The organism is Paraburkholderia sp. GV068, from assembly GCF_003058125.1.
Taxonomy (GTDB): domain Bacteria; phylum Pseudomonadota; class Gammaproteobacteria; order Burkholderiales; family Burkholderiaceae; genus Paraburkholderia; species Paraburkholderia graminis.
The window spans coordinates 105,441-123,497 of the sequence record NZ_QBUB01000004.1 but is presented as its reverse complement, the minus strand read 5'-3'; the positions used below and the strand labels follow the sequence as shown (position 1 = coordinate 123,497).

Below are 18,057 nucleotides of genomic sequence, written 5' to 3'. Positions count from 1 at the left end.
GAAAGCACTCGGTGAAGCAGATCATTTAAAACAAATGGTCGATGCCGATGGTGAACGCGGTCTGACTCTTCACGCCGGCCGGGTTGAGCGTGCTCACCACCGCATGCTTGTACGAGGTGTAGTCGAGTTCGCTGTAAAGCGTGGTGCGCTTGGACAGCAGGTAGCCAAGCGAGAGCACTGAGAGTCCGCGCCGGCTGGACTTGTCGTTCGTTACCGTGGTCTGGTAGTAGCTGCCGCGGAAAACCAGAGTCGGCGTGATGGTCCACGAGAGGCCGCCGAACCCATTGTTCGTGACCTGGTGGGGCGTGGCTGGATTCTGCAAGTCCTCGGACATGAAACCGCCCGACAAACGCACCGGCCCGATCTTGTAGCTGGCACCGACCATGTAGTAGCTGTCGCCCAGATAGGTCGAGCCAGTCAGTACACTGCGATGCCCATAGACGCCGCCGATCGCAACAGGACCTGTCGCATAGCTCACGCCCACGGCGCGCGCTGCGCCGCTGCTGAAATTGCCTGCCACGCCGCCGAAGGAGTTGTCCACTTCGAACAGCAGCGGCCCGAACGTGTTCTTGTATTTGAGGTCATTATTGTTGCGAGTACCGTCCGAGGCCGTGGTCAGCGGAATGATCGGCGTGAAATGAAAGCCGAACGGATCGTAAATGCTGATGATGTCATGCGCAATGGTGTACTGCCGGCCGAGATCGAGCGAGCCGAATTTCGTATGGCCGATGCCGACAAACGCCTGGCGATTGAATTCGGTGCCTGTCGTGTTATCGAACTGGCCATTGCCGACGTTAAAGCCGCTTTCCAGCAGAAAATGCGCATTCCAGCCGTCGCCAAGGTCTTCCTTCGCGCGAAAGTCGAGCTTGTTCGAACTGTAGTAGCCGTTCGAGTTCATTGTCGTCACCGAGCCGCCGCCTTTTGCGGCGTTGGTCTGATGACGTATGCCGCCATCCACCGTTCCGTATAACTGCACGCTCGTTTGCGCGTGTGCGGGATTCGTTGCCAATGCGCCCGCAGTGGCCGAGATGCCGAATCCGATGATTTTCCAAACCTTGTCCACCGCTTGTCTCCTGATTTTCGTTGTGTTTTTAATGTACTGTTTGATACGTAACCCTAATTAAATTGCCTATTGGGATTACTTTTGATCTACTTGCCGGGACCGGCGGGCACAACGCGGACGTACCGCCGGTCCTGCGTTAGTGGCCGGCTGAAGTGCTGCCCGGCTGTTCGAGCGAGTGCGTGGTTTCGGCGGGGTTGAAACCCGTCTTCAGTTCATGGCGCAAGGTGACGCGGTCGAGTGCCTTTTCCCAATTCGCCACCACGATAGTGGCTACGCTGTTCCCTACGATGTTGGTGAAGACGAACGCGCTGGACATGGCCTTGTGAACGCCGAGAATCAGCGCGATGGATTCGACCGGAATCGTGTTCGACGCAGCCAGCGTTGCAGCAAGCACTGCGATTGCAGCGCCCGACACGCCGGCGGCTCCCTTCGACGTGAGCAGCAGCACCGCGAGCAACACCAACTGATCGTGCCAGTTCATCGGCGTATTGGTTGCCTGAGCGAGAAACACGGCGGCTGCGGCGAAGTAAAGGCACGTGCCGTCATGATTGAACGTATAGGCAGTTGGCAGCACCAGGCCAACCACCGACTTCTCGCAGCCAAGGCGTTCGAGCTTGTCGATCAGTTGTGGGAACACGGTTTCTGAAGAACTCGTACCGATTACGAGAAGCAGTTCTGCGCCGATATAGCGCATCAGGCGCAAAAGGCTGAAGCCGTTTACCTTTGCGATTGGCCACAGGATCAGCAGGAAAAAGAGCGCGCATGTCAGATAGAACTCCAGCACTAGCTTGCCGAGCGAGAGCAGCGTGCCGAAACCGAATTTGCTCACCGTAAAGGCGATGGCGCCGAACGCTGCGAGTGGTGCGATCTTCATGGTCAGGCCGATTACCCAGAACAGCGCACCGGATACCGAATCGATGAAGTCGAGCGCGGGCTGCGCGCGTTCCCCGATTGCGGCCAGCCCAAAGGCGAATAGCACCGAAAAGAACAGCACTTGCAGGACGTCACCGCCAGCAAATGCGCTGATCGCCGTGTGCGGAATGACATTGAGCAGAAAGTCGCTCGTGGTGACCGCGTGATGAGCTTTCGCGACATAGGCATCGACGGCGGCCGAGTGCACGCTATGCATGTCGACGTTCATGCCGACGCCCGGCTTCAGCACGTTGATCGTCACAAGCCCCAGCACCAGCGCAAGAGAAGTCACCACCTCGAAATAGAAGAGGGCCTTGATCGCGACGCGGCCGACCTTCCCGAAGTCTTTGACGCCCGCAATGCCGCTGCATACAGTGCAGAAGATGATCGGCCCGATCAGCATCTGGATGATGCGGATAAAGGCGTCGCCGACGGGCTGCAGATTGATGCCGAACTTCGGAAAGAAGTAGCCCGTGGCGATTCCAAGCGCCATGCCGGCCAGCACCTGGAATGACAGGTCGCGATAGAACGGCTGACGTGGCTTCGGTTTCATGGCGCCCGTGCGAGGCAAGCTCATGGTGTCTCCTTGCTTAGGCCCATCCACGATGGGCTGCGGTGAAGCTTTGGCGAACTGGAGTCCGCTCGAAAACGTTGAAAGAGCCGTTATTCAGCTCGCGATGCCGCCGAGAATATCGATGCTGTCAGCGAAAATTTCGTCGATGCTCAGCTTACGCGGCAGCAGTTGCTGTTGCTCGCAGAACGCGATTGTTTCCTCAAGCGGGCCGCGCAACGCGTCGTAGCCGAACAGCAGCTTGTCGGGTTTGCCCGCGTTGTGCGAGGCCACTGACGCTTTGCCGCGGCACAGCAGGTCGTACATTGCGCGCACCGCTCGCGGATGTGTATCCGCAAGCGATTGCGTCACTACCACGACGTGGTTCAGAGGCACGTAGCGATGAATCGCGTACCACGCGAGATCGGCGCTGGCCGCATCGTCGATCACGGGTTCAAGGCCGGCTTCGTCGGGCAGATCGTTGCCGAGGATGGCGGCGTCGATCTCGCCCGCGCGCAGCATCGGCAATAGCTGCTTGCCCGGTTCCGCGCGACGCACGAAGGACGGATCGCGATACTCTTCGAGATGCGCGCCCTCGGTCGTGACCCAGTCGATTTCCTCGAGCGGCACGCCATAGGTGTTCGCGAGAATCGCGCGCACCCACATTGCGGTGGTTTGCGAATACGAGCGCACGCCGACTGTCTTGCCCACCAGGTTGCTTACGCCGAGCCTGCCGCGTTGAGCATTATAAATAATGCAGCCTTGCTGAAAGCGCGCGGCGACTACAGCGGGCAACAGCACGACGGGCTTGTTATAAGCTTTCGCCTGCAAATACGTGACGATTGCCATTTCGCTGACGTCATACGCCTGGCGGCGCGCCATCGGTGCGAAGGCGCGGTGAATCGGTTCGATATCCTCGAACATCAGTTGCACGTCGGGATCGGCGAGTTCGCCATCTTTCAGCGGCCGCGTGTGCGGATAAGTCTTCAATGCAATTTTCAATTCAAGCGGTGGCATCTCAGCGCTCGCGTCCGTATGTTCTTGTGTCATTGAGTCGATCCTCACGCGGCGAGCACCGGATAGACCGCGCGCGCGGTGCCGCCGAAGATTGCGTCGCGCGCGTCGGCGGGCAGCATCGCAAGGCTATTGCGCGCATCGGCAAGCAGTTGCGGCAGCGTGCCTTCGGCGGCCGGGAAATTCGAGCCCCATGCGATGCGATGTGCACCGAACGCGTCGAGCACACGCGGGAAGAATGCGTCCGGCGTCGACGCGCCGCGAGATGCTTCGGCGATCGTGCGGTTTGTGAGCTTCAGATAAACGCCCTCGTGCGAAGCGAGGCTAAAGAGCGGCGCGGCGGCTTCATACGGCGGGCCGCCCGCCAAGTCGGGCCGCGCAAGGTGATCGAGCAGGACGCGGATATCCGGAAAGCGCGCCAGCATATTCAGCAGCGCCGGAATGCCTTGTGCCGTCATCTGCAAACAGATCGAGACGTTATGGCGCTGCGCATAGTCCCACACCGGGAAGGAGCGCTCGTCGTCGAGCCAGCCTGCTTGCCCCGGCATCGTGCTGCCGGTCGTGAACAGGCGCAGGCCGGAGAGGCCCGCGTCGAGCCAGCGCTGCATCTGCATCACGGCGTCGCTTGCCAGCACGTCGATCGAAAACACGCCCGCGAAGCGGTCCGGGTGGTTTCTCACCGCGTCGACCACATAACTATTGTCGTTGCCATAAACCGTCGATGCCTGCACGACGACCGCCCGGTCAATGCTGGCCTCGTCGAGCGACGCAAGCAAGCCTTCGAAGCTGACAGGGCGTTTGGCCGACCATTCCGACTGGTGACCGCCGACGGGCGCGAGCGGATAGCGCTGCTTATCCGGGGAAATGGCGTGCGTGTGAGTGTCGATAACGACGGACATAAACGGGCTCCTTGCTGAAAACGTCTCGATCGAATGGCCTCAACTGTAAGCCTGCTGAAGCAAAACCCCTTAATACGAACTTCGGCATAAGGCATAAATTCCAGTTAAGCTGACGGCTTTCACGGGGCATGGGGAAGGCGATGGCGAAGCACCCGGACGAATCGCCCGACGACGATCTGACGCGGCTGAGGCGCTTATTTCTGTTCGATGCAGTGTGCGAGGCAGGCGGCATCGGCCAGGCTGCGACGCGCGCGGGCCGCACGCAGCCGGCCGTCAGCCTGGCAATCAGCAAGCTGGAGGCGAGTTTCGGCGGCGTGCTTTTCGAGCGGGGTTTTGGCGGCTGCGAATTGACTGCGCAAGGCGCGATACTGCAACGGCGCGTACGGCGCATGCTCGATCAGATGGAGCGCGCGGTCATGGGCCTGACGGGGCAAAATTCGTCGGCCATGAATGCGCGCAACGTCTGCCGCCATCTGACCGATACGCAAGTCCGTTGTCATATCGCGATCGCACGCGCCGGATCGGCGTCGGAAGCGGCACAGCAGCTTGGCATTTCGCAGCCCGCCGTGCATCGCGCGGCGCGGCAGATTGAGCAGACGGTCGGCGTGTCGTTATATCGGCGACGCGTGCATAGCGTGTCGGCCAATGCCGCTGGACTCGAATTCGCTCGCTGCCTGAGCCTCGCGCTCTATGAAATTGCGCAGGCGCGCGAGGAGATCGCATACGCCCGGGGACAATTGAGCGGCAAGGTGGCGATCGGCGTGTTGCCGCTGATGCCGCCGCGTCTCGTCGCACGTGTGATCCAGCGGTTGCGCGAGCGCTATCCGTCCGCGCACGTCACTGTCGATGAGGGCTCGCACGCGGCGCTGCTTCGTGATCTGCGGATGGGCACGATCGACATCATCGTCGGCGGGTTGCGTGAGCCACGTCTCACCGGAGCCGTGCGGGAGACCGAGCTGTTTGCCGATCCGTATGTGGTCGCGGTGCGTAAGGGGCATCGCCTCGCGCGTAAAAAGTCTATCGCGCCTCGAGACATCGCCAATTACGAGTGGGTCGTCCCGCAGCAGAATGTACCGCGCCGCTCGGTGATCGATTCGATCTTCGCGCGGTTGCCGATCAGGCCGCCGGTCGTCGTCGAGACGAGTTCTCTTGCGATGATGATGGCGATGCTGGTGGAAAGCGATTGCATCACACTGCTATCGCGTTCGCAGATTCGCGAGGCCTATCCGGGCAGCGAGATCGTTGCGCTCGAGTTGAAAACGCCGGAAGCCGATCGTGCGGTCGGCTACACGGTGCGGGCGGACTGGCTCGGCACAGCGGTGCAGTCGGGCTTCATCGAGTATCTGCGGCAGGAGTGCTCCGTCGATAAGGCGGAAGGACTGCGACACTCCGCAACGTAGACTCAGCGGTCCTCATCCGCGCCAAACCGTTCGACCACAAAATCGATGAAGCTTCGCAGCTTAAGCGACATCTGCCGCTCGCGCAGATAAAGCAGACTTAGCTGCCGCTCGGGCGCCGAATACTCAGGCAGTACTTTGCGCAACCGCTTCGCGCGCAGATCGTCGTCGATGAGAATTGCCGGCAGCATCGCGATACCGAGGCCACGCAAAACGGCCTTGCGCAACGCCTCGGCGTTGTCGATTTTCAGGCGGCCATCTACTGGCACGCTCGTGCGGCCGTCCCGTCCATGCAAGATCCATTCGGCCTGTGCCGCGTGCCATTCCGAACGCGGCGGATACGCATACGTCAGGCACTGATGCGCCGAGAGTTCATCGGGCGTCGCGGGACTGCCATGCGCCTTCAGATAAGCCGGCGACGCGCACAGCACCAGCCTGTACGGCGTGAGAGGCCGTGCGACCAGGTCCGGGTTGGCCAGCGCACCGATACGGATCGCCGCTTCAAAGCCATCGTCCATAAGATCGGAGAGCGCGTCTGTGGCGACAATGTCGAGCTTCACCTCGGGATAACGCGCGCAGTAATCCGCGATCGCCGGAATCAGGCATTCGTTGCTGAACACGATGGGTGCGGTGACGCGCAGGCGGCCGCGCGGCGTCGCGAGATGGTCGAGCGCGAGCTGCTCGGAATCGTCGATCAACCCGAGAATCTCGACGCAACGTTGGTAATACGCCTGCCCGAACGCGCTGACCTGCTGCTTGCGAGTCGTGCGATGGATGAGGCGCGTGCCGAGCCGCGTCTCCAGTGCCTGCAGGTGGTTGCCGACCATGGTCGGCGAGAGCTCGCACGCTACCGCGGCTGCCGTCAGACTGCCGGTTTCCACCACCCGCACGAATACGGTCATCGCTTTGAGAAGATCCATTCCCCCATAATAATTGGTTCTGTTGCCATTCGCCGTGCGTTTATCAATTTTTGCGAAGGTAATAGAGTGTGTCCACGCTCGACGCGCGGGCCAGTCCGGCTCGCTTCGCGCCATTCCATGCACGGACATCATGCGCACACACATCCACTCATCCAACCGGTCTCCAAGACTCGCGCTGCTCGCGACCAGCCTTGGCTTCGTCATCATCTGTCTCGACGTCACGGTCGTGAACGTTGCGCTAGCGAGGATGCGCGACGGCCTGCAGATCGACTCGACCGCGCTCGAGTGGGTCGTCAACGCATATACGCTCGCGTTCGCGAGCTTGCTGCTCACGGCCGGTGCATTAGCGGATCGTCTGGGAGCGCGGCGCGTCTTCGTTGGCGGCTTCGCGGTTTTCACGTGTGCGTCGATCGGCTGCGCGCTATCGGATGGCGCGGGCGTGCTCGTGGCGTCGCGTGCAGTGCAGGGCGTGGGCGCGGCGCTGTGCGTGCCGTCGTCCATGGCGCTGCTGGGCGCGGCGTTTCCGGACGCCGATGCTCGCGCCAAGGCCGTCAGCATCTGGGCGGGCACGGCGGCGTTAGCGCTCGGTGCCGGGCCGCTGGTGGGCGGGTTGCTGGTCGACCGGTTCGGCTGGCCTTCCATCTTTCTGATCAACGTGCCGATTGGCGTGGCGGGCATCTGGCTGACGCTCGCGCATGCGCCCGAAACGCTGCGTCATGCAGCGCGTCGGATCGATCTGGCCGGGCAGACGCTCGCCGTTGTCACACTGGCCGCGCTGACGTATGCGGTCGTCGAGAGTGGCCGGCTTGGATGGACGAGCACGATCGTGCTGTCGGGGCTCACGATATCGGTCGTCATGGCTGCGCTGTTCATCACCGTCGAGGCGCGATCTGCGCAACCGCTGTTGCCGCTCGCGCTGTTTCGCAGCGCCGCGGTGAGCGTGAGCGCGCTGACGGGGTGGTCGCTGAACTTCGGGTACTACGGCCTGATGTTCGCGATGAGTTTGTTTTTCCAGAGCGTGCGCCACGACACGCCGCTTGAAACCGGCCTCGCGTTCCTGCCGATGACTGCCGTAGTGACAGTCGCGAACCTTGTATCCGGCAGGCTCACCGCGCGCTTCGGCTATCGCCTGCCGATGCTCTATGGTCAAGCATTGGCGGCGCTCGGCTACCTTGCGCTCGTGTTCGTGCACGCGGACAGCAGCGCGCTGGCGATAGCGTTGCCGTTACTGGCGGTGGGCAGTGGAGTTGCGCTCGCGGTCCCATCGATCAACACGGCGGTGCTCACGCATGCCGGGCCGTCCCGCGTCGGGATCGCGTCGGGGGTGCTGAATAGCGCGCGCCAGATCGGCGGCGTGGTGGGAGTCGGAGTGTTCGGCTCGCTGGTCAGGCCCGAGTCCAACGATATCGTTGCAGGGCTGCATATCGCGGTGACCCTCGCGTTTGCGACGACGCTCTTAAGCCTCGTGGTGGCCAGGACGCGGCTTGAACAACGCCAGTCTGCCGTCACGGGATGCGCTGGTTGAAGCTGCGTCATGACAATGCGAGCGCGAGATTCCCGACACTCGTTGAACGCACTTGCGGCCGACCGTTAGCTCGAGCCATCGGCGACTATTACCGGCCCAGCATCAGATTCAGATTCTGAACCGCAGCGCCCGACGCGCCTTTGCCGAGATTGTCGAAAACCGCGGACAGCAGGACATGTCCGTGTTCCATGTTAGAAAATACGCTTAAGCGCATGTCGTCCGTACCGTTCAACGCTCGCGGATCCAGGTGCGTCAAGACCTCCGATTCATGCAGCGGCGAAACATGGACGTGCGCTGCGTCCGCATAGTGGCGTGCGAGGCATGCGTGCAACCTGGCGCCGTCCACATCGGGTCCGAGCAGCCGCAACTGGAGCGGCACCGTCAGCACAATGCCCTGGCGAAACGCGCCATACGCGGGGACGAAAATGGGCCGCTGCGCGAGTCCTGCGTGCGTCTGGATTTCCGGGGTGTGCTTGTGCGCGAGTTCCAGACCGTATATCTGGAACGGAGGCGCGTCGACGGCATCTTGTCCCTCGTGTTGCTCAACGCCGGCACGACCGCGTCCGGAGTAGCCGGACACTGCATGAATGCTGATGGGGTAGCTGTCTGGTATCAGCCCAGCCTGCAACAGCGGACGCAGCAATCCGATTGCCCCCGTCGGATAGCAGCCGGGATTGGTGACGCGACGGGCGCTCGCGATGCGCTCGTCCTGTCCCGGCGTCATTTCCGGGAAGCCGTATGTCCAGCCCGGCTGTGTCCGGTGCGCCGAGCTTGCGTCGATGACTCTCACGGCAGGATTAACGATGGCGTCCACTGCCTCGCGTGCGGCGGCATCGGGCAAACAGAGAATGGCGATGTCGCAGGCGTTGATGGCTTCCGCGCGACGGCGCGCATCCTTGCGGTCGGCGGCGGGGAGCGTGAACAGCGAGATGTCGGTCCGATCGCGCAGCCGTTCGTGGATCTGCAGTCCGGTAGTGCCTTGGTCGCCATCGATGAAAACAAGGGGAGCGCTCATACGCGGAATACTCCGGGTGGTGGCTAAGGGAAGAATGAGCCCTATGTTCCCTGAGCGGCTAGAATAGGGAAAGTTGAATTTGATGACCATAAAGTTCAGTTTTCCTGAATCGGGACGCCGACATGCGAGAGATCAGCCTGGACCGCCTGCGCACTTTGATTGCGATAACCGAGCGTGGCTCATTTGCCGACGCAGCGCGTGCATTGAATCTCGCCCCTCCGACGGTCAGCCTCCATATCGCCGAGCTGGAGGACCGCATCGGGGCGCCGCTCCTGTCTCGCAAGCGCGGGCAGGTAAGGCCGTCGGCGATAGGAGAGGTGCTGGTGGAACGCGCGCGTCGACTGCTGGCCGATGCGGAGCAGGCGTTGGACGATATTCAACGCCAGGTGCAGGGGCTCGAAGGGCGCGTGCGGCTCGGTGCGTCGACCGGTGTGATCGCGTACCTGTTGCCGCAAGCGCTCGAGGCACTGCGCCAGCGCAATCCCGCAATCGATATTCAGCTTGCTGTGCTCACATCGCGTGAAACGCTGTCCCGATTGGCGGATGGGACGCTGGATGTCGGGCTGGTCGCACTGCCTCAGCCTCCCGTGGCCGGACTCGCGATAAAGGCCTGGCGGCGCGACCCCGTGATGGCCTTCGTGCCGGCGCATTGGCGCTGTCCCGCCCGTGTGACGCCTGCATGGCTTGCCGCACAGCCTCTCATTCTCAATGACGCGACCACGCGGCTCTCGCGCTTAACGGCGGAGTGGTTTGCGACCGCAGGGCATCATCCTGCGCCGCGCATTCAGCTCAACTTCAACGACGCAATCAAGAGTCTGGTAGCGGCAGGTTACGGCGCAGCGCTTTTGCCCCACGAGGCGACCACGCCATTACCCGACAGGCGCGTTGTCATGCGTCCGCTGCGCCCGGCGTTGTGGCGCCGACTCGGCATTGCACATCGTGCAGGGCACGTTGAGCGTGCCACTCAACACGTACTCGATGTCTTGTGGGATCTGCGATTAGCGTAGGCGGTTGTCAGTGCCGTTTCGGTTCGGCCTCGCCGGGACAGCACGCGACTATCCCGTCATCGGACCAAAGTCCGATACAACATTCGTATAGACCCATATAGGCTGGAAGCACATCTGCTTTCGCACTGTCGTCGCACGCAGTTTGCTCAACGTACAGGACCAGACCGCCGGCTCGCGCCAGTCATGCACGCTCCGGAAGGAATCCGCATGCGCGTCCATCTCGCTGCGCCCTCAGTTGGTTTGTCGATTGCTTTGTCGATTGCTTTGTCACTCGCGGTGTCCGGCTGCAATACGCCGCCGATTACAGATAGTCAGCGGTTGCCGTCGGACCGCATCTGCATTGATGGTCTCTTACAGGCAGCAAGAGGACACAATCATGGCGGCCGCGAGTCCGATTGCCGGTGCAGTACTGCTGGGTCTGTGGCTCTCGCTGGCGAGCGTGCCTTCAATTTCGAATGCCGCCGATGGCGAAGCCCTGGCGAGCGTGAAGACTCGCGGCGTCCTGCGTTGCGGTGTTAGCGAAGGCGTCGCGGGGTTCTCCTCTCAGGACGCCGCCGGACAATGGTCGGGTATCGATGTCGACTTCTGCCGGGCGTTGGCAGCAGCAGCGCTTGGCGATAGCCGCAAAGTCGCGTTCGTGCCGTTGAAGGCGTCGGAGCGATTTCCCGCACTCGAGACGCGGCGAATCGACGTACTCTCCCGCAACACCACCTGGACTTTGCTGCGCGAAGGCGCACTCAAGGCGCAGTTCGCAGGCGTGCTGTTCTACGACAACCAGGCTTTCATGGTTCCGGCCGCAAGCGCATCGCAATCGGCTGACGCGCTAAAAGGGGCAACGGTGTGCGTACAGAAGGACACGTCTACGCTTAGCCATCTCATCGCGTATTCGGATACAAGCGGGGCGGACATCAAGCCTCTCGTGGCGGGTTCCGCGGACGAGGCGAGCCGGGCATTCTTCGCGGGCCGCTGCGCCGCCTACACAGCGGACGCATCGTACCTTGCCGCGCTGCTTCTGCACGCACCGGGCGGCTCGCAGGCCTTCGCGATCCTTCCCGAGCGGATCTCGAAAGAGCCGCTTGGGCCCGTCGTGCGCGGGGGCGATCAGGCATGGCTCACGCTCGTGCGTTGGGTGCTGCTGACGTTGATAGCCGCCGAAGAGATGGACGTGACGCGGGAGAACCTTGAGATTCGCCTGCGCAATCCATCGGTATCCAGGGCTCTCGTGCCGGACGACACGGTGACCCGCTCAATCGGCGTTGAGCCTGGCTGGACCGTGCGAGCTCTCGAAAGCGTGGGCAATTACGGGCAGATGTTCGATCGCAACGTCGGCGCGCACAGTCCTCTCGGTCTCGCGCGCGGAACGAACGACTTATGGACCCGTGGCGGCCTGATGTACGCGCCGCCCATTCGTTGAATCGCGCGAGGGCTGGCATGAGCGCAATGCAGGTCTATATCGTGGTGGGCGTGTTTGCGGCAGTGATACTCGCAATCGCGTTCAATGTGATCGACATGGCCGTGGCGGCGCTCGTCGGCATGTGCGTGCTGATCGTGCTGAACATTCTCGACGAGCAGGATCTTCTCGCTGCGGTGCGAATCGCCGCCGGGCCGATCAGTCTTCTGTTCGGCGGCATGGTCGTCGCGCGCATCCTCTCGACCACCGGAGTGTTCGATCTGATCGGCGATGTGTATCTGCGGGCGACCGGCGGCAGCGGCAGGCGTTTTCTCCTGCTTCTCATCGTTGTCGTCGCGCCCTTGTGCGCGTTGCTGCCGAATGCCACGACGGTGATCCTGCTCGCACCCATCATCATTCGCGTGGCGGTGGCGCTCGAAGTGGATATCGTGCTGCCGATGATCCTCACGGCGATCGTCAGCAATGCCGCCGGACTGCTGACGCTGGTGGGCGATCCGGCGACGTTTCTGGTCGGCAGCTCGATCGGCATGACGTTCGGCAACTATTTGAAGCACGTAAGTCTTGGCGGCCTGCTGGCGCTCGCCGTCGTGGTGCCGTTGTTGCCGTTCCTGATGCCCGACATCTGGCGAGTGCGGCGGACCTTGCCGCCTGCGGAACAGCGTGCGCGCATCGCGAGGCCCGCATACGCCGGTCTGTCGCTCGCGGTGCTGGCCGCAATGATGGTGCTGTTCGTGTTCGGCGAAGCGCTGCCGACGCGCCTCCTCCCGCCCATGGTCGCGCTGATTGCCAGTGCGCTGGCGCTACTCGTCGGTTACGCGGCGAAAGTCGAACCGACCGACAACGTGCTGCGCGATGTCGACTGGAAAACGCTGCTGTTCCTCGCCTGCATTTTCTGTCTGGTTCAGGCGATGGCGAAGACGGGGCTTCTTCAGGTCATGTCGGTCAAGCTGTACGAGTTGTTCGGCACGCGCCTTACGCTCGTCGCGCTCGCGATGATCGCGGGCATCGGGCTGCTTTCGTCACTGCTTGCCAACGTGCCCGTAGCGGCGGCGTCTATCGTGATGGTAAAGGGCTACCTGGTGGCGGCGGAGTTCGTGCCCGAAGTCGCGCTCTCGGATCAGTTCACGCAGTGGCCTGCGCCTACGATTGCAGTGTTCGTCGGCATGATGTTCGGTGCGACGCTCGGTGGCAACGCGACACTTGTCGGAGCCGCGGCCAACATAGTGGCAGCGGGAATCTGCGCACGCGAAGGCAAGCCCATTACGTTTGTCCGCTTTCTGCGCTACGGGCTGCCTGTCACCGTTGCGCAACTGGCGGCGTCGGCGGTCTATGTGTTCGCACTCGCGCATTTCATGCGGTGACGCGCACACGCACCGCCGCGTGCCAGGAAGACGAATGCGCAGCCAGGCAGCCCGATCATGGGACCAAAGTCCAATACAACTTTCGTCTGGACGTGTATAGGCTGGAAGCTCGCCGGCTTTAATCGGCAGATTCAACGATGCGAGCATAACGTCTGGAGTCCGTCATGAAACACCTGATCGCGGTCGCGGCGGCCGCTTCTCTTGCACTGGCATCCGTTCCTGGTGTCTGGGCGCAAGGCGCTTCTGGAACAACTGCACCGTCAGCGGCTGACCATCCCGATGAAATCGTGAAAATGCACCAGCAGGTCGCTGCGGCGAATCGCGAGTACGACAGGGAAGTCGCGGCTGCCAAAAAGGTCTTTGACCATAAGAAAAGCGACGCCAAAAAGAAACGCGACGTGGCTGTAGCCGCTGCGCGTCAGGGCGTGGACCAGTAGTAGCGGCAGTGAAGAGCGACGGCCCGACGCTGCGTTACAGCGTCGCGTATTGCCTTCGCTGTGGCAGCGAGCGACGCTTGCGCCTGTTCCGCTGGACGATGCCGCTTTCGGCCAATCCCGTGCTGCGATCCTGAACCTGACGCTTCTTCTCGCGCACGCGTGCATTGCGCTATTCCTGCGCGGAGATAACCGATGCTGCCCACACCGACCGTTCACAGAACGCTATCCCGGGAAATGCTCGACGTATTGATTCGCGCCGGGCTGATCACTGTTCTTGCCGTATTTTGCTTCCGGATCGTCGTTCCGTTCCTCGACCTGATGGTCTGGGGACTGATCCTTGCGATCACGCTTTATCCGTTGCACATCCGGTTGCGCAGGAGCTTGCGCAACAGGGACGGTCTCGTTGCCACGCTGATCGTCCTCGTCGCGTTCGGCGTCATTCTGGTGCCGAGCTATCTGCTGGGCGTCGCGGTCGGCGATTCGATCGAGCATGTGATGGCGGTGGTGAAAAGCGGCAGCTTCCGCATTCCGCCGCCGGCAGAATCGGTTGCAGGCTGGCCGCTGGTCGGCCAGCACGTGCACGACTTCTGGCAGCAGGCCTCGACAGACCTGACGGGCCTCGCGCAGCGGTTTGCGCCGCAACTCAAAGAAGCCGGCCGTGCGTTGCTCGGCACCGTCACTGGCTTAGGCGCGGGACTGCTCATTTTCTTCATCGCGCTGATCGTCGCGGGAATTCTCATGGCGTATGGCGAAAGGGGCCACCGCAGCGCGCAGCAGATTGCGTCACGCATCTCCGGCCCTGAACGGGGCGCGCAGATCACCGATCTCTGTACGGCGACGATTCGCGCGGTCGCTCAAGGCGTGGTGGGCATCGCGTTCATCCAGATGTTGCTGATCGGCGGCGGGTTCGTGGTGATGGGTATTCCGGCCGCGGGCTTGCTGGCGCTCGGCGTACTGCTTATCGGCATCATGCAATTGCCTGCCACGCTGATTACGCTTCCGGTGATCGCGTTCGTGATGCTCACGGAAGGCGTCAGCACGGCGACGATCGCCTTCTCCGCGTATGTGTTCGTCGCGGGCCTGGCCGATAACGTGCTCAAGCCGTTGCTGCTGGGCCGCGGCGTCGCGGTGCCGATGCCCGTGGTGCTGATCGGCGCGCTGGGCGGCATGGTGACAGGCGGCGTCATTGGGCTGTTCATCGGCCCCGTCATGCTTGCTGTCGGTTACGAGTTGTTCTGGCGATGGGTGAAAGACCAGCCGCAGGCCGAGCGGATCGACGAGAACGAGCCCGCGCGCCTCGTGCAGACAGAGACAGCCGAAGTACCGAAGCATTCGTGACGCTGCCACACGGCGCCGGCTCGCGTCCACGTCGCGATAAGCACTTCAGCATTTCACTGTAGAGGACGTTTCCACGCTGTGCGTGTGCAGCCTGGGCGGGGTCGCGTTTCCGCCGTGTTCCGCGAGGAATCTGCAGGCGCGAATGATATCGCCGCCGAGCAGCAAAGCGGAGTTGCGGTTGATGTGAGGCCGCACCACGATCCGAAGGCTCTTGACCTCTTCAGCATCGGGCGGCATTGAATAGGCGGACAGCACCCAGCCTTTTTCGCGAACCTTGTTCGAAACGTCGAATTCGTTGAAGTTCGTGATTCGTTTGTCCAACGTCACGGCGACAACGGGGATGCGTTGCGTCTCGTTCATGATCGTGAAATAGCCGCTCTTCACGATCATTTCTCGCAGCGCGATGGCGTTGTTCAAGGTGTGCTTCATGATTCGTCTATAGCCGTCGAACCCAAGGCGCAAGAACATGTAGTACTGAACCGCGACCTGGAAAGCGTTGCGGCTGAAGTTCAAAGTGGCGGTCGGCATTTCGCCGCCCAGGTAGTTGACGTAGAAGACCAGATCTTCGTTGAATATTTTCCGTTCCCGAAAAACCACCCAGCCGAGTCCGGGCGGCGCCAGTCCGTATTTGTGACCGGACGCGTTGATCGATTGCACGCGTGGCAACCTGAAGTCCCATTCGTAGTCGGGATAAAGGAACGGATTAACGAATCCGCCCGACGCGCCGTCGATATGCATCGGAACCGAAATGCCGGTCTTCTGCTCATAGGCGTCGAGCCAGTCATGAATGCCCTTGATGTCGTCGTCTTCGCCAGTGAAAGTCTGGCCGGCAATGGCGACTACGGCGATCGTGTTTTCGTCGACATACTTGTCCAGTTGCTCCGCGGTTAGCCGATAGTTGCCCGGCCTGAGCGGAACGATGCGGGGCTCGACGTCGAAATAGCGCAGGAATTTTTTCCACACAATCTGCACATTGCCGCCCGTCACCATATTAGGCCGGGTCGCATCCTTGCCTTCACGCTCGCGCTTCTGGCGCCAGTTCCACTTGTGTGCGAGCCCGGCGAGCATGCAGGCTTCCGACGATCCAATGGTAGCCGTGCCGTACGGCTCGACTCCTGCCGGGCCATTCCATAGTTGATGCAGCCACTTCACCATGCGCGTTTCGGTTGCGAAAACCTGCGGGTACATGTCGTGGTCGATGTAGTTCTTGAAGATGTTGCGTTTCGCGACTTCTGCCGCTTCGGGCTCGGCCCATGTCGTCACGAACGACGACATGTTCAGCATCGGATTCGCGTCGGTCCATTCGTCGCTGATCACGAGCGCTGCTGCCGCTTTCGCCGACATGCCCTGTTGCGGAAATGCGTTTTCAGGCACCTCCAGGTTGAATTCGTCATACGGGGTCATCTTCTCGGGGGGCGTAGTCATATGCGTCTCCTCAACAGGAATAGCGGACGCGGGTCGGCTGCTTGCGGACCCGCGCGCAGACATTGCGGTGCGGCTCGAGACGGATCTATAAGGTTTTGTTCCGGTCGAGCGTGTTGCCTGTTTCACTGTTGTATCGGTCGACATGCTCGGAAAGCATGTGCCGTACGGCCTTGCCGATCTGTCTGTAGTCCGACTCGTTGAGATTGGCGAGTGAAACGCGACCCGATGGATGCATCGTCCCAAAGCCGCGCCCCGGCAGCAGCACGACACGAGCTTCACGCGCGAGACGGAACAGCAGCTCAGTGGGCGCGGTATTCTTGAGCAGCCATTCGACGAACTCGCGACCGTACGCCCGCTCGGCGAGATACTCGAGGTCGAGAACCGCGTAGTAATCGACCTGATTGGGATCGCTATCCTCGAATGAAATGCCGATCTCGTCGTAGAGTGCTTTCTTGCGGTTGCGGATGAGCCGCTTCAATGCGTTCTTGTACGCGTCGGGCGTATCCATTAACGAAAACAGCGAGAACAGCACCATCTGAACCTGCTGCGGCGTCGACAACCCGGCCGTATGGTTGAGTGCCACAGTACGACTGTCGGCCACCAGGCGGTCAATAAACTTCAGTTGATCGGGCTCGGTCGTGATCGACTCGTATCGGTGATGCATCACTTTTTTGACGTCTTGCGGCAATTCGGCGAGCAGACGGTCCAGCACATTGTCACGATGCGTCGCGATCGCGCCAAGCCGCCAGCCCGTCGCGCCGAAGTATTTCGAGTACGAATAGACGAGAATCGTGTTGTGAGGCGCGAGGGCAAAGAGCGACACGAAGTCATCGGCGAATGTGCCGTACACGTCGTCAGTCAGCAGAATCAGGTCGGGGCGTTCTTTCACGATGTCGGCGATATACCGGAGACTGTCGTCGCTGACCTTGACAGACGACGGGTTGCTCGGATTGACGAGAAAGAATGCCTTCACCGTTGGGTCGCGTAGTTTGTCGAGTTCCTCATTCGAGTACTGCCAGTTGTTCTCTACCGTGGCGTTCAGATTGACTACGTCGAGCTCATAGTCGTTTAGCCGTGGAATTTCGATGTAAGGCGTAAAAATCGGCATGCCGAGCGCAATCCTGTCGCCCGGTTTGATGAGCCGGTTCTCGCGCATCGTGTTGAAGATATAGGTCATTGCCGCCGTCCCGCCTTCAACCGCGAAGAGGTCGAATTCGCCGACGAACGGATGCTTGCCGATCATCTCGCGTCGCAGATACTGTCCGACGATGATTTCCGACAGCTTCAGCATCCTGTCGGGCACCGGATAGTTCGACGCGAGAATGCCCTCGCACATCTCATACAGAAAATCGTTGGCGGAAAGCCCGAGCTGGTCGCGCACATAGGAAACGGCGCCCGCCAGGAAGTCGATGCCCGGCGTGCCCTTGTTCTCACGCACGAATAGCTCGAAGCGTTCGGAGAGCCCATCGCGCTTCGGAAATCCGCCGACGCCCTCCGGCATGTACGCGAATGAACGTTCCGACTCGCGCATCGCAAAGAGACCGAGTTGCCAGAAACCGTGGCGCGGAATCGTCGCGAGAAAGTTCGGGTTGCCGCGGCCCGCGTTGAGCATGGCCAGATTCGCTGGGCGTTCCACCGCGCTGCCGCCAGCGGCTTTGATGAGTTCATCTTTCAGCTCGAAGGGGCTGAGTGCGGCCAGTTTCGAAGTATCGCCTGCCGCCGATTTGCGGGACTTCTCCATCACTTACCTCCAGATCGAGTATTGCGTATTCAGGTAGCCACG

At 61.4% G+C, this 18,057-nt stretch carries 15 protein-coding genes; 7 read left to right on the top strand and 8 right to left on the bottom strand.

Annotated elements, in window-relative coordinates:
• Nucleotides 1-25: 25 nt before the first annotated feature.
• From C8K18_RS10555 to C8K18_RS10540, 4 genes are all read right to left on the bottom strand, one after another.
• Nucleotides 26-1,063 (bottom strand): porin, encoded by a 1,038-nt coding sequence (locus tag C8K18_RS10555; protein ID WP_258196100.1) that lies wholly within the window; start codon nt 1,061-1,063, stop codon nt 26-28.
• Nucleotides 1,064-1,199: 136 nt separating this feature from the next.
• Complete coding sequence (gene dctA, locus C8K18_RS10550; protein WP_107707426.1) at nt 1,200-2,552, bottom strand: C4-dicarboxylate transporter DctA; 1,353 nt, start codon at nt 2,550-2,552, stop codon at nt 1,200-1,202.
• A 90-nt stretch (nt 2,553-2,642) separates the two neighbouring features.
• Nucleotides 2,643-3,575: a hypothetical protein gene (locus C8K18_RS10545; protein WP_107707425.1), complete on the bottom strand. Its 933-nt coding sequence runs from the start codon at nt 3,573-3,575 to the stop codon at nt 2,643-2,645.
• Nucleotides 3,576-3,586: 11 nt separating this feature from the next.
• The gene (locus C8K18_RS10540) at nt 3,587-4,438 is read right to left on the bottom strand and encodes an amidohydrolase (protein WP_107707424.1); all 852 of its coding nucleotides are present in this window, start codon (nt 4,436-4,438) and stop codon (nt 3,587-3,589) included.
• Between the two features lie 140 nt (nt 4,439-4,578).
• Here C8K18_RS10540 and C8K18_RS10535 point away from each other — a divergent pair, with 140 nt between their 5' ends.
• On the top strand, nt 4,579-5,838 hold the full coding sequence (locus C8K18_RS10535) for a LysR substrate-binding domain-containing protein (RefSeq protein WP_053860722.1): 1,260 nt from the start codon (nt 4,579-4,581) through the stop codon (nt 5,836-5,838).
• Nucleotides 5,839-5,840: 2 nt separating this feature from the next.
• Here C8K18_RS10535 and C8K18_RS10530 read toward each other — a convergent pair whose 3' ends face one another.
• Nucleotides 5,841-6,755 (bottom strand): LysR family transcriptional regulator, encoded by a 915-nt coding sequence (locus tag C8K18_RS10530; RefSeq protein WP_107707423.1) that lies wholly within the window; start codon nt 6,753-6,755, stop codon nt 5,841-5,843.
• A gap of 130 nt (nt 6,756-6,885) precedes the next feature.
• Between C8K18_RS10530 and C8K18_RS10525 the strand changes: the two genes are divergently transcribed.
• Nucleotides 6,886-8,280 (top strand): MFS transporter, encoded by a 1,395-nt coding sequence (locus C8K18_RS10525; protein WP_107707422.1) that lies wholly within the window; start codon nt 6,886-6,888, stop codon nt 8,278-8,280.
• Between the two features lie 88 nt (nt 8,281-8,368).
• On the opposite strand, the gene argC is transcribed toward C8K18_RS10525, so the two are convergent.
• Complete coding sequence (argC, locus tag C8K18_RS10520; RefSeq protein ID WP_107707421.1) at nt 8,369-9,295, bottom strand: N-acetyl-gamma-glutamyl-phosphate reductase; 927 nt, start codon at nt 9,293-9,295, stop codon at nt 8,369-8,371.
• A gap of 122 nt (nt 9,296-9,417) precedes the next feature.
• Here argC and C8K18_RS10515 point away from each other — a divergent pair, with 122 nt between their 5' ends.
• From C8K18_RS10515 to C8K18_RS10495, 5 genes are all read left to right on the top strand, one after another.
• Nucleotides 9,418-10,302 carry a LysR family transcriptional regulator gene (locus C8K18_RS10515; RefSeq protein ID WP_029965792.1) on the top strand — a complete coding sequence of 295 codons (885 nt, stop codon included), beginning with the start codon at nt 9,418-9,420 and terminating at the stop codon, nt 10,300-10,302.
• Nucleotides 10,303-10,678: 376 nt separating this feature from the next.
• Nucleotides 10,679-11,716, top strand: coding sequence for an amino acid ABC transporter substrate-binding protein (locus C8K18_RS10510; protein ID WP_107707420.1), 1,038 nt, complete (start codon nt 10,679-10,681; stop codon nt 11,714-11,716).
• Nucleotides 11,717-11,733: 17 nt separating this feature from the next.
• Entirely contained in the window at nt 11,734-13,074 is a 1,341-nt protein-coding gene (locus tag C8K18_RS10505; protein ID WP_006046761.1) for an SLC13 family permease, read from the top strand.
• Between the two features lie 164 nt (nt 13,075-13,238).
• Nucleotides 13,239-13,511, top strand: a complete 273-nt coding sequence (locus C8K18_RS10500) for a hypothetical protein (protein ID WP_006046762.1) — start codon at nt 13,239-13,241, stop codon at nt 13,509-13,511.
• 192 nt (nt 13,512-13,703) lie between these two features.
• On the top strand, nt 13,704-14,849 hold the full coding sequence (locus tag C8K18_RS10495) for an AI-2E family transporter (RefSeq protein ID WP_107707419.1): 1,146 nt from the start codon (nt 13,704-13,706) through the stop codon (nt 14,847-14,849).
• Between the two features lie 45 nt (nt 14,850-14,894).
• Here C8K18_RS10495 and C8K18_RS10490 read toward each other — a convergent pair whose 3' ends face one another.
• Together C8K18_RS10490 and C8K18_RS10485 are read right to left on the bottom strand one after the other, a co-directional pair.
• Entirely contained in the window at nt 14,895-16,274 is a 1,380-nt protein-coding gene (locus C8K18_RS10490) for a glutamate decarboxylase (protein WP_006046764.1), read from the bottom strand.
• 85 nt (nt 16,275-16,359) lie between these two features.
• Nucleotides 16,360-18,015 (bottom strand): bifunctional aspartate transaminase/aspartate 4-decarboxylase, encoded by a 1,656-nt coding sequence (locus C8K18_RS10485; RefSeq protein WP_029965785.1) that lies wholly within the window; start codon nt 18,013-18,015, stop codon nt 16,360-16,362.
• Between the last annotated feature and the right edge of the window lie 42 nt (nt 18,016-18,057).